Below are 14,229 nucleotides of genomic sequence, written 5' to 3'. Positions count from 1 at the left end.
TCAGATACGGCTTGCACAACAAGGGATTTGTTGCGATAATATTCTTAATGTTTAACATAATTGCGTGGAGGATTTAAATGAGCAAGATTGAAAATGCAGAGAACGTTCGTCTGTTTGCGCTGAACTCCAATCAGCCATTGGCACGGCGATTGTCTGAAAAATTGGGATTGCCACTGTCGGATGCTACGATTACGCACTTTGCGGATGGCGAAATCTCGATTACCATCAATGAAAGCGTTCGTGGTCGGGAAGTATATGTTTTACAATCTGTTTCTCAGCCGGTCAACACCAATCTGATGGAGCTTTTGATCATGGTTGATGCCTTGCGGCGGGCCAGCGCAGCAAAGATCAACGTGATCATGCCTTACTATGGGTATGCTCGTCAAGATCGAAAAGCCCGCAGTCGGGAACCGATCACGGCCAAGCTGATTGCCAACTTGTTGGAAATGGACCAGATTGACCGCTTGATTGCGATTGATTTCCATGCGCCGCAGTTGCAAGGTTTCTTTGATATTCCGGTTGATCACCTGCAGGCAGCACCAATTTTGGCTTCCTACTTTGCGCAAAGTGATCTTGACTTGAAAAATACGGTCATTGTGGCACCAGATCATGCTGGGGTTACGTTGGCGCGGCGTTTTGCTGAATTTTTGGGTACGCCGATTGCTATTATCGATAATCGTAATCTTGAACAGCAGCGTGGTGCCAAAACTACGGAAACGCCAACCTCAATTATTGGGGATGTCGCCAATAAGACAGCTCTGGTAGTTGACGACATCGTTGATACCGGTGTCCGAGTCGCCAACTCAGCAGAACTGCTCAAGAGCTGTGGCGCCAAAGAAGTCTATGGCGTGGCCACGCATGCAGTTTTATCAAAAGGAGCCGTTGAACGTATTCAAAACTCCGCCGTCAAAAACGTTGTGGTTACTGATACGATCGATCTGCCAGCAGAAAAACGGATCGATAAGCTGGTGCGACTGTCAATTGCTGATTTGTTGGCAGGAGCCGTTGCAAGTATTCACAATCACGAATCGATTCACTATCTTTACAACATGCCGGAAGTTAAACCGGTTGAAGACTAAACTAAAAAGGATTCAGCGTTTCAATGCCGAATCCTTTTTAGTTATATTTAGTATTGGGTAGCCTAAGCCGGTTTAGCCTGAGGACTGGGCGTTGCAAAACTTTGCAGAAGTCGTTTTAACTCGCTGCGTCGCTGCTGTTTGGAGATAAAGAGTCCCATTTTTTCTTTGTCGAAGCCCGTAATCAACTTGTTCTCACTGAAAATAATCGGGTTTTTCAAGATATGTGGACTTTTTTGAATTGCCGCGGTTAATTCGTTGAGCGTCATTTGATCGGGATCAATCTTTAAGGCCTTGGTTTCACGAGAGCGTTGAGATACCAGATCATCGGTGCCATTTAAAGAAATCATCAGCAACTGTTGAATTTCGGCTGCGCTCAATGGTTCTTTTTCAATGTTGCGCTGTGTCAACGCAATATCATGCTTGGCAAACCATTGAACGGCTTTGCGCTTAGAAGGATCATTAGTATGAAAATACAGATTAACCATTTGAACGAACCACCTTTTATGTGCTTTAAAAGACATTTTAGCAAGTTTGACAATAATATAAAGACTAATTGACCAATTGTTAAATAAAATTTATCAAATATGACTTTTTTTAGAAAGTCTTAATCTTCCTGAAAAGGCTTAACACGGTGTTTAACAAGCGATTGACTGATTATCACCAATAAAGCGAACACGGTGGCGTCTTCAAATATGCGTTAAAAAATGTTAAATTAAGAGAGTATAAATTTTTTCTGTAGCGTCTTGACGTCAATCGAGTAAAGCTCAAAGAGGTGTTAAATTAATGGTTAAACGGATCAAAGCTCAGCATCACCGGCATGGCCGGCAATGGCTGTTGGGAACGGTCAGTGCATTGAGCCTGTTGGCAACGGCTCATGCCAAAGCTGATCAGGTTACCGTTAAAGACGGTGATACTGTTTGGGATCTGGCCAATCAATACCAAACCAGTGTAAAAGCAATTGAAGATGCCAATCCGCATGTCAAAAAAATCAGCAGCAGCGTTGATCTGATCTATGCTGGTCAACAACTGGAACTGTCAAAAAAAGGTGCTGTCAGTCAAACTTCAGCTATTGACAGTGATTCTTATACGGTCAAAAGCGGCGACACGCTGAGTCAGATCAGTGAACAGCTGCATGTATCGGTTGCTGACCTGGTAAACTGGAATCATCTGAGTAATCCAGACCAGCTGGTGATCGGTCAGCAACTGGTCGTCAAGGGGACGGCAACTGCCAGTCAGACGCCAGTTTCAACTTCAGCAGCTGAAACATCAAATACTGCTGTCAGCGTATCATCAACGGCTGATGCAAGTTCCGTCAGCCAACCGGTCGTTCAGACAGCACCAGTTGTCTCAGCTGAATCGACCGCCTCAGATGGTGTTAATTCAATCAGCGATGCGGCGTCACAGGCAAGTCAAACTGATGAACCAGCAGCAGCTTCAAGTCAAGCGATCAGTTCTGCAGTGACTCCAGCACCGGACTCGACCAGCAGCGCTGAACAGTCACCTGCAGTTGGATCATCAGAGACGGTATCTGCAGAATCGTTAGCTGCTAATACGGCTTCAGCAGATGCGGTTGCCAGTCTTGATAATCAATCCACTTCAACTGCGGCTGCAAGCTCAACCAGTGATGCAGCACCCGTTGAGCAGGCGGCTGCATCTAGTACGGCATCAGCAACGGCAACGATCAGTTCGGCAGATGCGATCAGCGAAAGCACATCAGCTGAACAATCAACGCAGCCGGCAGTGACCTCATCAGTTGCAGAATCAACTAATCAGCAAGCAGATTCGACCAATCTGGTGGCCACCGATTCATCAGCGGCAAGTGCTCAGATTGCGACTACTGACTATTCCACTACGGCTGCTTCAACGAGTACGTTAGAACAAGCAAGTACCAATAGTGCAACTGCCACTACGGCTGCTTCAACGAGTATGTCAGAACAAGCAAGTACCAATAGTGCAACTGCCACTACGGCTGCTTCAACGAGTATGTCAGAACAAGCAAGTACCAATAGTGCAGCTGCTTCGACAAACAGCGGTTCAGATCTGACGACCGGCTCGGTAGTAAGTCTGGCTGTTAAGCTGGCCAATGCCAACATTCCGTACGTATGGGGTGGGGCTTCGCTTTCCGGAATGGACTGCTCTGGTTTGGTTGATTATGTTTTCCAAAACGCGGAAGGAATCTCGCTGCCACACTATACGGTATCTTTGGAAAATTGTGTCAGTCAGCATTCAGTCGCTGAAGCTCAGCCAGGCGATGTCTTGTTCTGGGGCAATCATGGAAGTACTTATCATTGCGCTATCTACATTGGCAACAATCAGTACGTAGCGGCACCACAACCTGGACAAAACGTTGAGATTGAAACGATCAGTCCTTACTTTATGCCAAGCTTTGCAGGGACGGTAATTCGCTAATCCATAAAATAAAAGAGCAGCTGGCTTGATCTGCGGGCTGCTTTTCTAATTGAATCGAATAATTGATTGTTTTGAAGATCCAAAATACTAAAAGTTTTCTTATTGAAACGTAACAAACTTGTAAAACGAAAAAGGTTAACATTTTTTAAAGAGAGTGTTAAATTATGTTTATCCAATCCGGATCAGCTTTAAATATTTTCATTATTGGAGGTTGTTTAAAGTGAGCAACAAGTTTGAAATTCAACGTGATTTAGTTGAAGCCAAAAACAAGCTTAACCGGTTATGTCAGGCAGAATCTAAGCTCAATGCCGCTCAATCCGGTACGCAAACGATAACGATCGAACCTCAATTTGGGGATGAAATGCAGCGTCTGCGTGAGGAATGCAGTCAGCTAAGCATTATTCTTGAGGCGATGGAAGCTTCTGAGGATTAATAAACTTAAATATAGATATAAAAACAAACGATTAATTCAAGTTGGCTTGAATAATCGTTTTTCGTTTCTGACTGTAGACGCGAAGATGTTAAAAACGTGCGAGCTGCGGCGATAATGCCTGCTGCTCGCACGTTTTTAATTAAATTGCTCTTTTAGCGAAGTGCCCCAAAATGGATATTGACTGGTATCCAGTGTCAGATCCATAAAACGACTGCCCATTTCCTCGCCATCGGTTTGTGCAAATTCTAATGAGGTCGTAACGTAATGCAGTCTGGATGCGCGGAAACATTTTGCAAAACGAGAATGATTCAGCTTACCGCGTGCAAATTGTCGCAGACACCAAAACGTAATCAGCCAGTTGCGTCTTTCAACTACTAAAAGCTCTAGAGTTGAAGAATGCAGGGATTCATCGGGAGCAACCCTAAAACCGCCGCCGATGTAGGGGTGGTTGCTGGCAATCAGAATAAAGGTTTTGGGAAAAAGGTGATGGTGACCGCTTTTTTCTTGAACCATCGTCTCAAAGGGCTCTTGATTGTATAAAACGCCCAAAGCCTGCGATAAATAAGATAAGTTGCCCAGATGCCAATGATTCAGCCGTTTCTTGGCTTTTGATGCGTTGGCCTGACTGACGATAGCGGCGTCAAAGCCAATTCCGAGGTTGTTTAAAAAGTAGCCTTCTTCTTGCTTGATTGCATCGTAATAGTGACCAACGTTGATTAATGTCGGTTGTTGAGCGTCCAGTACCTGTTGCAAGGCGGTCATGGGATCTTGCGACAGACCGTAGCCACGAGCAAAGTCGTTGCCGCTGCCAGCCGGAATATAAGCCAGCGGTAATGACGAATTCGCTTTAATCAGCCCGTTGAGTGTTTCGTGCAGGGTGCCATCGCCGCCAACTACCATTACCACATGAGTCGCTGTATCAGAAGCAAAACGATGAGCAATCCGTTCGGCCAAATCAACGGCATGTCCATGATAGCGGGTTTCAACGACTTGATAGACAATATTCAGCTCGTTTAGCCGGTTCTGCAGCTGCTGCCAGATTTTTTTAGCACGGCCGCTGCCTGCTAATGGATTAACAATGATTGAATACTCCATGCAATGCTCCTTAAAAATAATAAAAAAGCTGAGACAGACTTGCCGTCCCAGCCATTAAAGACTATTCAGCCTAAAATTCGGTAATCTTGAAGTCTGGATTTTGCTTTTCGTATGCCAAAGACTTTTCATCCAGCAGTTCAATGAATTCAATTTGGTATTCGGTCTTAGCTTCCACGAGTTGACGTGCTGCTGCTTCAGAGTCAGCCTCCAAGTAAAGCGACTTGGTGTTTTCACGTCGAGGAGTCATGGTTTTATCTGGTTGATAGTAAACTTTAAAAGTCATTTTTTCTCTCCTTAGATATTGGATCTCGATAAATCACCAATTTATTTTATCACAACTAACGAGCAGTGTCGCCATTCTTAATGAACCATGTGGTATTCTTAAGATAAGAATAATAAAATGGAGGAATCTAAAATGCGACTGTTCATCATGATTCTAGTCTCGGCAATTATCGTCATTGCAATCTATCTGCTGATTCACCGGACGATGATCAACCGAGCAACCCTGATGCTGCGCAAACAGGCTCAAGCGGCAACCGATGCGGCAATGGCTTATGCATTAAAACAAAACCTGCTGCAGCTGCCATCAATGCCGGAATCACAGCTGGTAGCCGATGTTTGGGGAAAGGGTGTGCTGGCATTTGAATATACGCTCAAAGCTAAAAAAGTAACGGAACTAAAGGAAAAAGACGTTGAAAAGGCGCTGAATGCCTACGCGAAAGAAAAGCATCTAGATCATCTGCCAACAGCAGTCAAAGCGTTTGTCGTGACAGATTGGTGGACCTACGAACAAATGCTGCATATTGACGTAGCCTATATTTATAATGAGGCCACGCGTGAATACGTAATGGATCTGCGCAAGCTGAATCAGAATAATTGATATTGCCTGCCAGACGTAACTTGGGCAACATAAAAAGCCCAAGCGCGCTAACAGCGGTGTGCTCAGACTTTTTGAATCAGCTAAGCCTAGTCGAATAGGATCGTATCCTTAGGTGCCTCAAAAGGATGTTCCTTATTGATGTGATCATAGAACAAGACCCCATGTAGGTGATCGATTTCATGTTGGCAGACGATGGCTGGATAATGCTTGAGCCGGATTTTGTGCGTTTCACCAGTCGTGTCTTGGTATTTCAGGGTAATACGATCATGACGCGGTACATAGCCGGGAACGTCACGATCAACCGACAGACAGCCTTCGCCTTCAGTTAAAGCACCATATTGAACCGATTCACTGACGATTACTGGATTGATGATAACGTCTTTAAAAACTGGCTTGTCATCTGGCTCTTCGCCAGGAACCAAGACAGCAGCCATCTGCTTGGATTCGCCGACTTGAGGAGCCGCTAGCCCAACGCCAGCCCGCAGCTTATATTTTTCACACAGTTCCGGATCTTGACTGACCACCAGGTATTCCATCAAGTCCTTGGCCAGCTTCTGGTCATCTTCAGAAAGAGGAAACTCGACTTTGGCTGCCCGCTTGCGCAGAACGGGGTCGGGGTCACGAACAATGTCTTTCATTAGAAACATACTTGGTTTCGCCTCCATATTAAACGTTCAAAGAATAGTCTATCATAAAAACTCGAAAAAAAGAGGGTAGAAGCCTGTCAATTTGATAATGAAGGCATATACTAAATAAGATAAGCAGAATACCGTAAAAAGGGGAGTGAAGACAGTGCACGATAAAAATTATTCCTATCCACTGGATCCTAGCTGGAGTACGGCTGAGATTGAAACCGTGATTGCAATGTTTCGGGTTGTGGAGGATGCTTACGAAACGGGCATCAATCGTCAGCAGATCATGGACTGTTATCGGGGTTTCAAGAACGTGGTGCCAGCCAAAAGTGAAGAAAAAAGGCTGGGCAAAGAATTTGCCAAGGTGACAGGCGGCTATCAGCTCTATGATGTCGTCAAAGCTGCCCGTGAGCAAAAGGCGGGACAGATTAAGCTAAGCGTAAAATAATAGAGGTGTAGGAATGCTCGAACAAATTGATCAGCAGGCGCAGCGGCTGATGTGGGAAGTCCGTCAGCAAACGCTGCAGCTGATGACCAAAAAATTTAACGTTGCTGAAAAAACCAGTGCTCGGGATCTGGTCACAACCGTTGATAAACAAAACGAAAAAATGATTGATGATCGGCTTAAAGAAATTGATCCGACCTGCCGCATCGTCAGTGAGGAAGGCTTTGGCGATCAGGTTGACGATTTGAAGGGACATATTTGGATTGTCGATCCAATTGATGGTACGATGAATTTTGTCATGCAGAAGCGTAATTTTGCGATTATGATGGGACTGTACATTGATGGTCAGCCAGCCCTGGGCTACATCATGGATGTTGTTGAAGGAACGCTCTATCATGGCGGTAAAGGCATGGGAGTATTTGCCAACCAGCAGCGGCTGCGTACGCCTGCAAACAAATCATTGGCCGATAGTCTGATGGTAATGAATGGGTATTTGACCATGAATAACGTTCATGGCCTGCAAAAAGCGGCCCGAAAAGCACGTGGCCTGAGAATGTATGGCAGTGCCGGCATTGAAATGATCTATGTGCTGACCGGATGCTTGGGGGCATATGTTTCGCACCTGCATCCATGGGATTTGGCAGCTGGTCGCGTCTTAGCCGAAGAACTGGGATTAGTTGTGAAACCAATTGACGATGATCATCTCAATGTGTTATCATCTAACCTTGTATTAGTAGCGACAAAGCAAGCCGGTCAAGACCTTTTGACCATCGCTGAATAGCCCAAGACTGTGACAGCGGTCACAGTTTTTTTATGACAAGGCCGCTGCCCACAAAATTTAGAGTATTGATTAGACGAAAGGAAGATAACTTTTGAAAACACGTGATGATATTCGCAACATTGCGATCATTGCCCACGTCGACCATGGTAAGACTACTCTGGTCAATGAAATGTTGAAGCAGTCTGACACTTTGCCAGAACACTTCGAAATTCAGGATCGGGCTATGGATACCAACGCCATTGAACGTGAACGTGGTATCACCATCCTCTCCAAGAACACGGCCGTTAAGTACGGCAAGTACCAGATCAACATCTTGGATACCCCAGGCCACGCCGACTTCGGTGGTGAAGTTGAACGGGTTATGAAGATGGTTGATGGCGTTCTGCTGGTTGTTGACGCCTTTGAAGGTACAATGCCACAGACGCGGTTCGTGCTGCAAAAAGCTCTGGAACAACACCTTACGCCAATCGTGGTTATCAACAAGGTTGACCGTAAGGGTGCTCGTCCAGAAGAAGTCGTTGATGAAGTGCTCGACCTGTTTATTGAACTGGGTGCCGACGAAGATCAGCTGGACTTCCCAGTTATCTACACGTCAGCTATGAACGGTACTTCCAGCTACGATTCTGACGTTTCGACGCAGGAACACACGATGAAGCCATTGTTCGACACGATCGTTAAGACGATTCCAGCGCCAATCGATAATTCTGATGAACCACTGCAGTTCCAAGTGGCAATCTTGGACTACAACGACTTTGTTGGTCGAATTGGGATTGGCCGAATCTTCCGTGGCAAGATCAAGGTCGGTGACAACGTTTCTGTTATGAAGCTGGATGGCTCCAAGAAGAACTTCCGGGTTACCAAGCTGTTTGGTTTCTTCGGTCTGAAGCGTGAAGAAATTCAAGAAGCCAAGGCCGGTGACTTGATTGCCATCTCTGGTATGGAAGACATCAACGTTGGTGAGACGATCACGGATTCCGAGCACCCAGAAGCCCTCAAGCCACTGCGGATCGATCCACCTACGCTGCAGATGACGTTCCGGACCAACGACTCGCCATTTGCCGGTCGGGAAGGTAAGTTTGTTACCTCTCGTCAATTGGAAAACCGCTTGAATGCTGAGCTGCACACTGACGTTTCACTGCGGGTTGACCCAACTGACGAACCAGGTGCCTGGACGGTTTCTGGCCGTGGTGAGTTGCACCTGTCAATCTTGATTGAAACGATGCGTCGAGAAGGCTACGAGCTGCAAGTTTCTCGTCCACAGGTTATCTACCGCGAAATCGATGGTACGACCTGTGAACCATTTGAAGAAGTCCAAGTAGACGTTCCTGATGAATACACTGGCGGCATCATTGACTCACTTGCAAAGCGCAAGGGTGAAATGAAGAATATGGAACCTTCCAAGAACGGTCAAACGCGGATGATCTTTGAAGTTCCTTCCCGTGGTCTGATTGGCTACTCGACTGAATTCATGTCCCAGACGCGTGGTTATGGGATCATGAGCCACTCCTTCAAGGAATACCGTCCAGTTATCAAGAACTGGAACCCCGGCCGGACGAAGGGGACGCTGGTATCGATGAATGCCGGCAAGGCTACGACCTACGCAATGATGGGTATCGAATCCCGTGGTACGCTTCTGATCGACCCAGGTACGGAAGTCTACGAAGGTATGATCGTTGGTGAAAACAACCGTGAAAACGACATTACCGTTAACATCACCAAGGGTAAGAACCTGACCAACGTGCGGGCTGCTGGTTCTGATGAAATGGCGCGGATCAAGACGCCAACGCACCTTTCACTGGAAGAATCACTGGAATTCTTGAACGATGATGAATACTGTGAAATTACGCCAGAAAACGTGCGTCTGCGTAAGCAGATTCTGAACACGAATGCCCGTGAAAAGGAAGCCAAGCGTCGTCGGGCAGCTTCACGCAAGTAGTCGTGTTGCTGGCTGCGTGCATTAAGATCTGATAAAGACTCATCATTCGGCTAAATAACCGAATGATGAGTCTTTTTTGAATATCGCTCAGCTTGCGATGGCTTGTGTTTTGCCTCATGTTTGTGTGTTTTGCCTCATGTTTGCATAAATAGTGGTGTATAATGTTACTTGATTTTATCAAAAAGCGAGGAATGGCTAGTTGAAGACGACGATTAACAAAATCTATCGAAAAATGCGCAACATCGACTATTGGATCTTGATTCCGTATCTGGTGCTGTGTCTAATTGGCGTAGTCATGGTTTATTCAGCCAGTGCCGCAATCAGAATGCAGACAGGCGGGTCGCCGGTTGGCTATCTGGTTAAGCAGATCGTGTTTGTTTTGATGGGTTGGGGATGTTTTGGTTTCTTGGCTTCGCTCAACCTGAATAAACTTCGTGGACGAGGTTTTTTATGGTGGACTTATGTGGGTATTCTTTTTTTATTGTTTTTCGTTAAGTTCTTTGGCCGCGCCGTTAATGGTGCCAATGGCTGGATCAATCTCGGGCCGATTAGTATTCAGCCAGCCGAATTTTCAAAACTGTATCTGATAATCTATTGGGCCAATCGCTGTGCCAAGGTTAACGATGAGCTACACCATCCTAGTATGCGCGAGTATTCCATGGCATTGTTTAAAACTAGTCTTTTACTGTTGCTTATCATTATTCAGCCTGACGTCGGTGGCTTTTCAATTAACTTTGCTATTGCTGCTTTGATAATCATGGCATCGGGCTATAATTCACGCTGGACGATCCTGATTTTTGATGGCCTGCTTTTGATTGGAATGATTGCCCTGCCTAGCCTAGCTAAGATTGTGGCGACTGGTCATATCAAAAATTATCAAGTCGCGCGCTTCGTGGCATTTGTCAATCCGTTTGGGACACAAAGCGGTGCCGGCAGTCAGTTGGTCAATTCATACTATGCAATCAGCAATGGTGGGTTAAAAGGCGTCGGCCTAGGCAACAGTATCCAAAAAATGGGCTATCTTCCAGAACCAAATACCGACTTTATCTTATCAGTCGTCAGTGAGGAGCTTGGCTTTATCGGCGTGTTTTTGGTGCTTGCGCTTTTGGCGATCATCATTTGCCAGATTATTCGGGTTGGAGTTCGTTCTGACAGTATGTATGAGGGGCTGCTTTGTTACGGAGTCGGTACTTTTATTGCCGTTGAAGCTGCAATCAACGTCGGTGGGGTTACTGGTCTGCTGCCGATTACAGGGGTAACGTTCCCATTTATCAGTTATGGGGGATCCAGTATGCTTGCATTAAGCATTGCGCTAGGCTTGGCGATGAATGTCAGCATTCGGCAAAAGCTGCGGCGTAAAAACCAACAGCGACTGCAGGCAATCAGACAAAGGGGGATTGGATAATGAGCTTTACGATTCGTCCCCGGCGCGGCTTGATCGTCTACCTGAACAGCATGAAGACGGTCAAATCGCTGCGGCGGTATGGCCATGTTCAATATTCGTCGCGCCGGATGCATTACGTTATTTTATACGTTGATGAGGAAAATATTGCCAATACGATTGAAAAACTGCGACAGCTGCGGAATGTCAGAAAAGTAATGCAGTCACACTGGCCAGAAATTGATCCTGAATTAACCGATCTGGAAGTAACGGGACTGTATAAAAAACATGATGAGGATGAAAAAGAATGAGAATTATTTCAGGCGAGTTTCGTGGGCGGCGTTTGAATGCCGTACCTGGAATGGCAACGCGACCAACGACTGATAAGGTCAAAGAGTCGCTGTTTAATATAATCGGCCCCTATTTTGAAGGCGGGACCAGTCTAGATCTTTATGGCGGCAGCGGTGGACTAAGCATTGAAGCCGTTTCGCGGGGGATCGATCATGCGACCTTGATTGATCGGCAGTATGCAGCTATCAAAACCATCAAAAAAAATATCGAGGTTACCAAGCATCCTGAACGATTCAGCGTCTATAAGCAGGATGCTGAAAAAGCCCTGCATTTTTTGAGTCGGCAAACGCAGCATTTTGATTTGGTCTTTTTGGATCCACCGTATGCCAAGCAGCATATTATTGACGATCTTGAAAAAATGGTTGACTTGGAGCTATTGAACGATCAAGCTTTAATCGTAGCTGAGACCAATCAAGAAGCTCAGCTGCCGACTGAGAATTGGGGCAGTTTTGAGTTTTTGAGACAGCAGACTTATGGTATTACGGTATTGACGATTTATCGTTTTAGAAAGGATGAAGCCTAATGAAGATTGCACTTTTTCCCGGGTCATTTGATCCACTAACTTTGGGCCACTTAGATCTTATTCGTCGTGGCAGTGCACTGTTTGATCAGTTGGCGGTTGCAGTAATGAGCAACGATTCTAAAAAGCCGCTGTTTACGGTTGAGGAGCGCGTTGCCCAAGTTAAAGAAGCAGTAGCCGGACTTTCCAATGTTTCGGTAATCACGGCGGAGGGCTTAACCGTTGATCTGATGAACAAAATTGGCGCCGACTATTTGATGCGTGGACTGCGCAACGTTACTGACTTTCAATATGAACGCGATATTGCAGCGATGAATCAATTTTTAGATGATCAGGCAGAAACGATTTTCTTTCTAGCCGATCCTAAATATCAGCATCTCTCCAGCAGTCTTTTAAAGGAGACCGCTGCAGCTGGTGGCGATATTTCTGCCTATTTGCCGGGCAACATCAATAAGGCTTTGGAGAAACGGCTGCGAGAGCAAAAACTGGAGCAGGTAAAAGAACAAAATGAGCAGACAAGATAAGCAGATTCTTAAACGGATTGCGGGAGTCCTGGCCGCGGTTTTGTTTGTTGGCTGGTTTTTATTCTGGCCGCTGAACTATTACATTGAGACGCCAGGAACTGCCGATAATCTAAAATCATACGTGACGGTTAAGGGACATCCGGATAAGCGCAAGGGATGCTATATGATTACCTCTGTTTATTTGCAGCAGGCCCGTCCCGCGACTTATATCTGGGCCCACTTTGATCCGCAGGCAACAATTGAGAAGGCTTCTGACGTTACGGGCGGTCAAAGCGGTGCTACTTATAACAAAGTACAAAATTTTTATATGAAGAGTGCCATTAATGAGGCGATTGCCGTTGCCTACAAAGCTGCTCATCAGGAATACACCAAGCAGTATCTGGGTATCTACGTTCTGGAAGTCGAAAAGCAATCCAAGTTCAAAAAGGATCTAAAGGTTGGCGATACGATCACCGAGGTCGATGGCAGACATTTTGATACTGCTCAAGGCTATCAAAAATATATTGCCAAGCAGAAAGTCGGACAAAACCTTACGATTACCTACCTGCACAACGGTAAAAAACATCAAACAACGCACAAGCTGGTCAAGATAATGGGCGATCGTGCCGGCATTGGAATTTTACTGACTGACAACGTCAAGATTCATACCAAGATTCCCGTGAAGGTTGATCCAGGACAGTTGGGTGGACCATCTGGCGGCTTGATGTTTAGTCTGCAGATCTATCAGCAGGTATCCGGCGAGAATCTACGGCATGGCCGCAAAATCGCTGGTACGGGAACAATTGCCCCAGATGGATCAGTTGGTGAGATTGGTGGTATCGATAAGAAGGTTGTTGCCGCTCATAAAGCTGGCGCGACGATCTTTTTCGCACCTTATGTCAAGCCAACCAAAATGATTCTTAAATATGAAGAAGGCCATCAGACCAACTATCAATTAGCTAAAAAGACGGCCAAAAAGTATGCGCCGGGGATGAAAGTCGTACCGGTTAAGAGCTTTAATGACGCCGTTAAGTATCTGAGAACTCATCAATAAAACAAGAGTCGGAAATTTTAAGGATTTCCGGCTTTTTTAATGCAAATGAGTCTTTTTGGCATAAAGCATATTAAGGGGGTGAAAAAATGCATTGGCAAGAATTTTGGGAGCTGCACCGCAAGACGGTTTTGATCGTTTTGGGTGGTGTGGCACTGCTGATCGGCGGCTGGCTGTATTCCAGGCCAGCGCCAGCCAATCCAACTTTTGCCACGGCTGTTAGCACCAAGCCGGCAGCTGTTGACAAAAACAAGACAGAGACACCGACTGCCAAAGTCTGCGTTGATGTAAAAGGAGCGGTCAATCGTCCAGGAGTATACACGCTGGGAAAAAATGCCCGCGTTCAAGAAGCGATTGCGGCAGCAGGAGGCGTCCATACCGATGCAGACATGCGACAGGTCAACTTGGCCAAGCAGCTGCAGGATCAGCAGGTCGTCTATGTTCCAGCACAAGGTGAACAGCTGCCAGGCAGTTTGATGACTGGTATGGCTGCTGACCAAACTTGGCCGAGTCTTTCAGCTGGGGGACAGGATGCACCCAGGATCAATCTTAATCAGGCCAGCAAGGAAGAACTATGTCAGATTAACGGAATTGGCGACAAAAAAGCTGATATGATCATCCAGTATCGGCAGCAGCATGGACCATTTAAAAGCGTTGATGAGCTGAAAAATGTCGATGGCTTTGGCGATAAGACGGTTGCCAAGCTAAAGGAACAAGTGGCGGTTTAAAATTG

Annotated in this window: 17 protein-coding genes; 13 read left to right on the top strand and 4 right to left on the bottom strand. The window is 46.0% G+C overall.

Going from position 1 to position 14,229, the window contains the following annotated elements:
- Positions 1-77: 77 nt before the first annotated feature.
- On the top strand, positions 78-1,079 hold the full coding sequence (locus ACLUWI_RS06745) for a ribose-phosphate diphosphokinase (RefSeq protein ID WP_412146685.1): 1,002 nt from the start codon (positions 78-80) through the stop codon (positions 1,077-1,079).
- A 62-nt stretch (positions 1,080-1,141) separates the two neighbouring features.
- Here the strand turns inward: ACLUWI_RS06745 and ACLUWI_RS06740 are convergent, their stop codons facing one another.
- Positions 1,142-1,564: an ArsC/Spx/MgsR family protein gene (locus ACLUWI_RS06740; RefSeq protein WP_412146684.1), complete on the bottom strand. Its 423-nt coding sequence runs from the start codon at positions 1,562-1,564 to the stop codon at positions 1,142-1,144.
- A gap of 298 nt (positions 1,565-1,862) precedes the next feature.
- On the opposite strand from ACLUWI_RS06740, the gene ACLUWI_RS06735 reads away from it, so the two are divergent.
- Together ACLUWI_RS06735 and ACLUWI_RS06730 are read left to right on the top strand one after the other, a co-directional pair.
- The gene (locus ACLUWI_RS06735; protein WP_412146683.1) at positions 1,863-3,488 is read left to right on the top strand and encodes a LysM peptidoglycan-binding domain-containing protein; all 1,626 of its coding nucleotides are present in this window, start codon (positions 1,863-1,865) and stop codon (positions 3,486-3,488) included.
- A 220-nt stretch (positions 3,489-3,708) separates the two neighbouring features.
- Positions 3,709-3,921: a hypothetical protein gene (locus ACLUWI_RS06730; RefSeq protein WP_412146682.1), complete on the top strand. Its 213-nt coding sequence runs from the start codon at positions 3,709-3,711 to the stop codon at positions 3,919-3,921.
- A gap of 135 nt (positions 3,922-4,056) precedes the next feature.
- Here the strand turns inward: ACLUWI_RS06730 and ACLUWI_RS06725 are convergent, their stop codons facing one another.
- Positions 4,057-5,016: a diacylglycerol/lipid kinase family protein gene (locus ACLUWI_RS06725; protein WP_412146681.1), complete on the bottom strand. Its 960-nt coding sequence runs from the start codon at positions 5,014-5,016 to the stop codon at positions 4,057-4,059.
- A gap of 70 nt (positions 5,017-5,086) precedes the next feature.
- A complete protein-coding gene (locus ACLUWI_RS06720; protein ID WP_412146680.1) occupies positions 5,087-5,299 on the bottom strand; it encodes a DNA-directed RNA polymerase subunit epsilon in 213 nt (70 codons plus the stop codon).
- Positions 5,300-5,431: 132 nt separating this feature from the next.
- Between ACLUWI_RS06720 and ACLUWI_RS06715 the strand changes: the two genes are divergently transcribed.
- Positions 5,432-5,896 (top strand): hypothetical protein, encoded by a 465-nt coding sequence (locus ACLUWI_RS06715; protein WP_412146679.1) that lies wholly within the window; start codon positions 5,432-5,434, stop codon positions 5,894-5,896.
- A gap of 86 nt (positions 5,897-5,982) precedes the next feature.
- Here ACLUWI_RS06715 and def read toward each other — a convergent pair whose 3' ends face one another.
- Positions 5,983-6,543 carry a peptide deformylase gene (gene def / locus ACLUWI_RS06710; RefSeq protein ID WP_412146678.1) on the bottom strand — a complete coding sequence of 187 codons (561 nt, stop codon included), beginning with the start codon at positions 6,541-6,543 and terminating at the stop codon, positions 5,983-5,985.
- Positions 6,544-6,688: 145 nt separating this feature from the next.
- Here def and ACLUWI_RS06705 point away from each other — a divergent pair, with 145 nt between their 5' ends.
- The 9 genes from ACLUWI_RS06705 to ACLUWI_RS06665 all read left to right on the top strand — a co-directional run bounded on the left by ACLUWI_RS06705 (position 6,689) and on the right by ACLUWI_RS06665 (position 14,224).
- Positions 6,689-6,976 (top strand): UPF0223 family protein, encoded by a 288-nt coding sequence (locus ACLUWI_RS06705; protein WP_412146677.1) that lies wholly within the window; start codon positions 6,689-6,691, stop codon positions 6,974-6,976.
- Between the two features lie 13 nt (positions 6,977-6,989).
- Positions 6,990-7,754 (top strand): inositol monophosphatase family protein, encoded by a 765-nt coding sequence (locus ACLUWI_RS06700; protein ID WP_412146676.1) that lies wholly within the window; start codon positions 6,990-6,992, stop codon positions 7,752-7,754.
- Between the two features lie 91 nt (positions 7,755-7,845).
- Positions 7,846-9,690 (top strand): translational GTPase TypA, encoded by a 1,845-nt coding sequence (typA, locus tag ACLUWI_RS06695; protein WP_006499730.1) that lies wholly within the window; start codon positions 7,846-7,848, stop codon positions 9,688-9,690.
- 232 nt (positions 9,691-9,922) lie between these two features.
- The gene (locus ACLUWI_RS06690; RefSeq protein WP_412146720.1) at positions 9,923-11,095 is read left to right on the top strand and encodes an FtsW/RodA/SpoVE family cell cycle protein; all 1,173 of its coding nucleotides are present in this window, start codon (positions 9,923-9,925) and stop codon (positions 11,093-11,095) included.
- A complete protein-coding gene (locus tag ACLUWI_RS06685) occupies positions 11,095-11,382 on the top strand; it encodes a YlbG family protein (protein WP_412146675.1) in 288 nt (95 codons plus the stop codon). The genes ACLUWI_RS06690 and ACLUWI_RS06685 overlap by 1 nt, the downstream gene beginning before the upstream one ends.
- Entirely contained in the window at positions 11,379-11,945 is a 567-nt protein-coding gene (rsmD, locus tag ACLUWI_RS06680) for a 16S rRNA (guanine(966)-N(2))-methyltransferase RsmD (RefSeq protein WP_412146674.1), read from the top strand. The genes ACLUWI_RS06685 and rsmD overlap by 4 nt, the downstream gene beginning before the upstream one ends.
- A complete protein-coding gene (coaD, locus tag ACLUWI_RS06675; protein WP_006499734.1) occupies positions 11,945-12,466 on the top strand; it encodes a pantetheine-phosphate adenylyltransferase in 522 nt (173 codons plus the stop codon). The genes rsmD and coaD overlap by 1 nt, the downstream gene beginning before the upstream one ends.
- Positions 12,450-13,499 carry a SepM family pheromone-processing serine protease gene (locus ACLUWI_RS06670; RefSeq protein ID WP_412146673.1) on the top strand — a complete coding sequence of 350 codons (1,050 nt, stop codon included), beginning with the start codon at positions 12,450-12,452 and terminating at the stop codon, positions 13,497-13,499. The genes coaD and ACLUWI_RS06670 overlap by 17 nt, the downstream gene beginning before the upstream one ends.
- Positions 13,500-13,585: 86 nt before the next feature.
- Positions 13,586-14,224 (top strand): helix-hairpin-helix domain-containing protein, encoded by a 639-nt coding sequence (locus tag ACLUWI_RS06665; protein ID WP_412146672.1) that lies wholly within the window; start codon positions 13,586-13,588, stop codon positions 14,222-14,224.
- Positions 14,225-14,229: the final 5 nt, after the last annotated feature.

This window comes from Limosilactobacillus mucosae (genome assembly GCF_046939755.1).
GTDB classification, from domain to species: Bacteria; Bacillota; Bacilli; order Lactobacillales; family Lactobacillaceae; genus Limosilactobacillus; species Limosilactobacillus mucosae_A.
The sequence above is the reverse complement of the archived record's forward strand: the minus strand, read 5'-3'. Positions and strand labels throughout refer to the sequence as shown.

Excerpts from the sequence above, each read along its gene's own strand:
- ACLUWI_RS06745 (WP_412146685.1), top strand. The coding sequence starts at position 78 with ATGAGCAAGATTGAAAATGCAGAGAACGTTCGTCTGTTTGCGCTGAAC.
- ACLUWI_RS06715 (WP_412146679.1), top strand. The coding sequence starts at position 5,432 with ATGCGACTGTTCATCATGATTCTAGTCTCGGCAATTATCGTCATTGCA.
- coaD (WP_006499734.1), top strand. The coding sequence starts at position 11,945 with ATGAAGATTGCACTTTTTCCCGGGTCATTTGATCCACTAACTTTGGGC.
- ACLUWI_RS06720 (WP_412146680.1), bottom strand. The coding sequence starts at position 5,299 with ATGACTTTTAAAGTTTACTATCAACCAGATAAAACCATGACTCCTCGA.
- ACLUWI_RS06690 (WP_412146720.1), top strand. The coding sequence starts at position 9,923 with ATGCGCAACATCGACTATTGGATCTTGATTCCGTATCTGGTGCTGTGT.
- ACLUWI_RS06685 (WP_412146675.1), top strand. The coding sequence starts at position 11,095 with ATGAGCTTTACGATTCGTCCCCGGCGCGGCTTGATCGTCTACCTGAAC.
- ACLUWI_RS06670 (WP_412146673.1), top strand. The coding sequence starts at position 12,450 with ATGAGCAGACAAGATAAGCAGATTCTTAAACGGATTGCGGGAGTCCTG.
- def (WP_412146678.1), bottom strand. The coding sequence starts at position 6,543 with ATGTTTCTAATGAAAGACATTGTTCGTGACCCCGACCCCGTTCTGCGC.
- ACLUWI_RS06735 (WP_412146683.1), top strand. The coding sequence starts at position 1,863 with ATGGTTAAACGGATCAAAGCTCAGCATCACCGGCATGGCCGGCAATGG.
- ACLUWI_RS06740 (WP_412146684.1), bottom strand. The coding sequence starts at position 1,564 with ATGGTTAATCTGTATTTTCATACTAATGATCCTTCTAAGCGCAAAGCC.
- ACLUWI_RS06700 (WP_412146676.1), top strand. The coding sequence starts at position 6,990 with ATGCTCGAACAAATTGATCAGCAGGCGCAGCGGCTGATGTGGGAAGTC.
- ACLUWI_RS06665 (WP_412146672.1), top strand. The coding sequence starts at position 13,586 with ATGCATTGGCAAGAATTTTGGGAGCTGCACCGCAAGACGGTTTTGATC.
- ACLUWI_RS06725 (WP_412146681.1), bottom strand. The coding sequence starts at position 5,016 with ATGGAGTATTCAATCATTGTTAATCCATTAGCAGGCAGCGGCCGTGCT.
- rsmD (WP_412146674.1), top strand. The coding sequence starts at position 11,379 with ATGAGAATTATTTCAGGCGAGTTTCGTGGGCGGCGTTTGAATGCCGTA.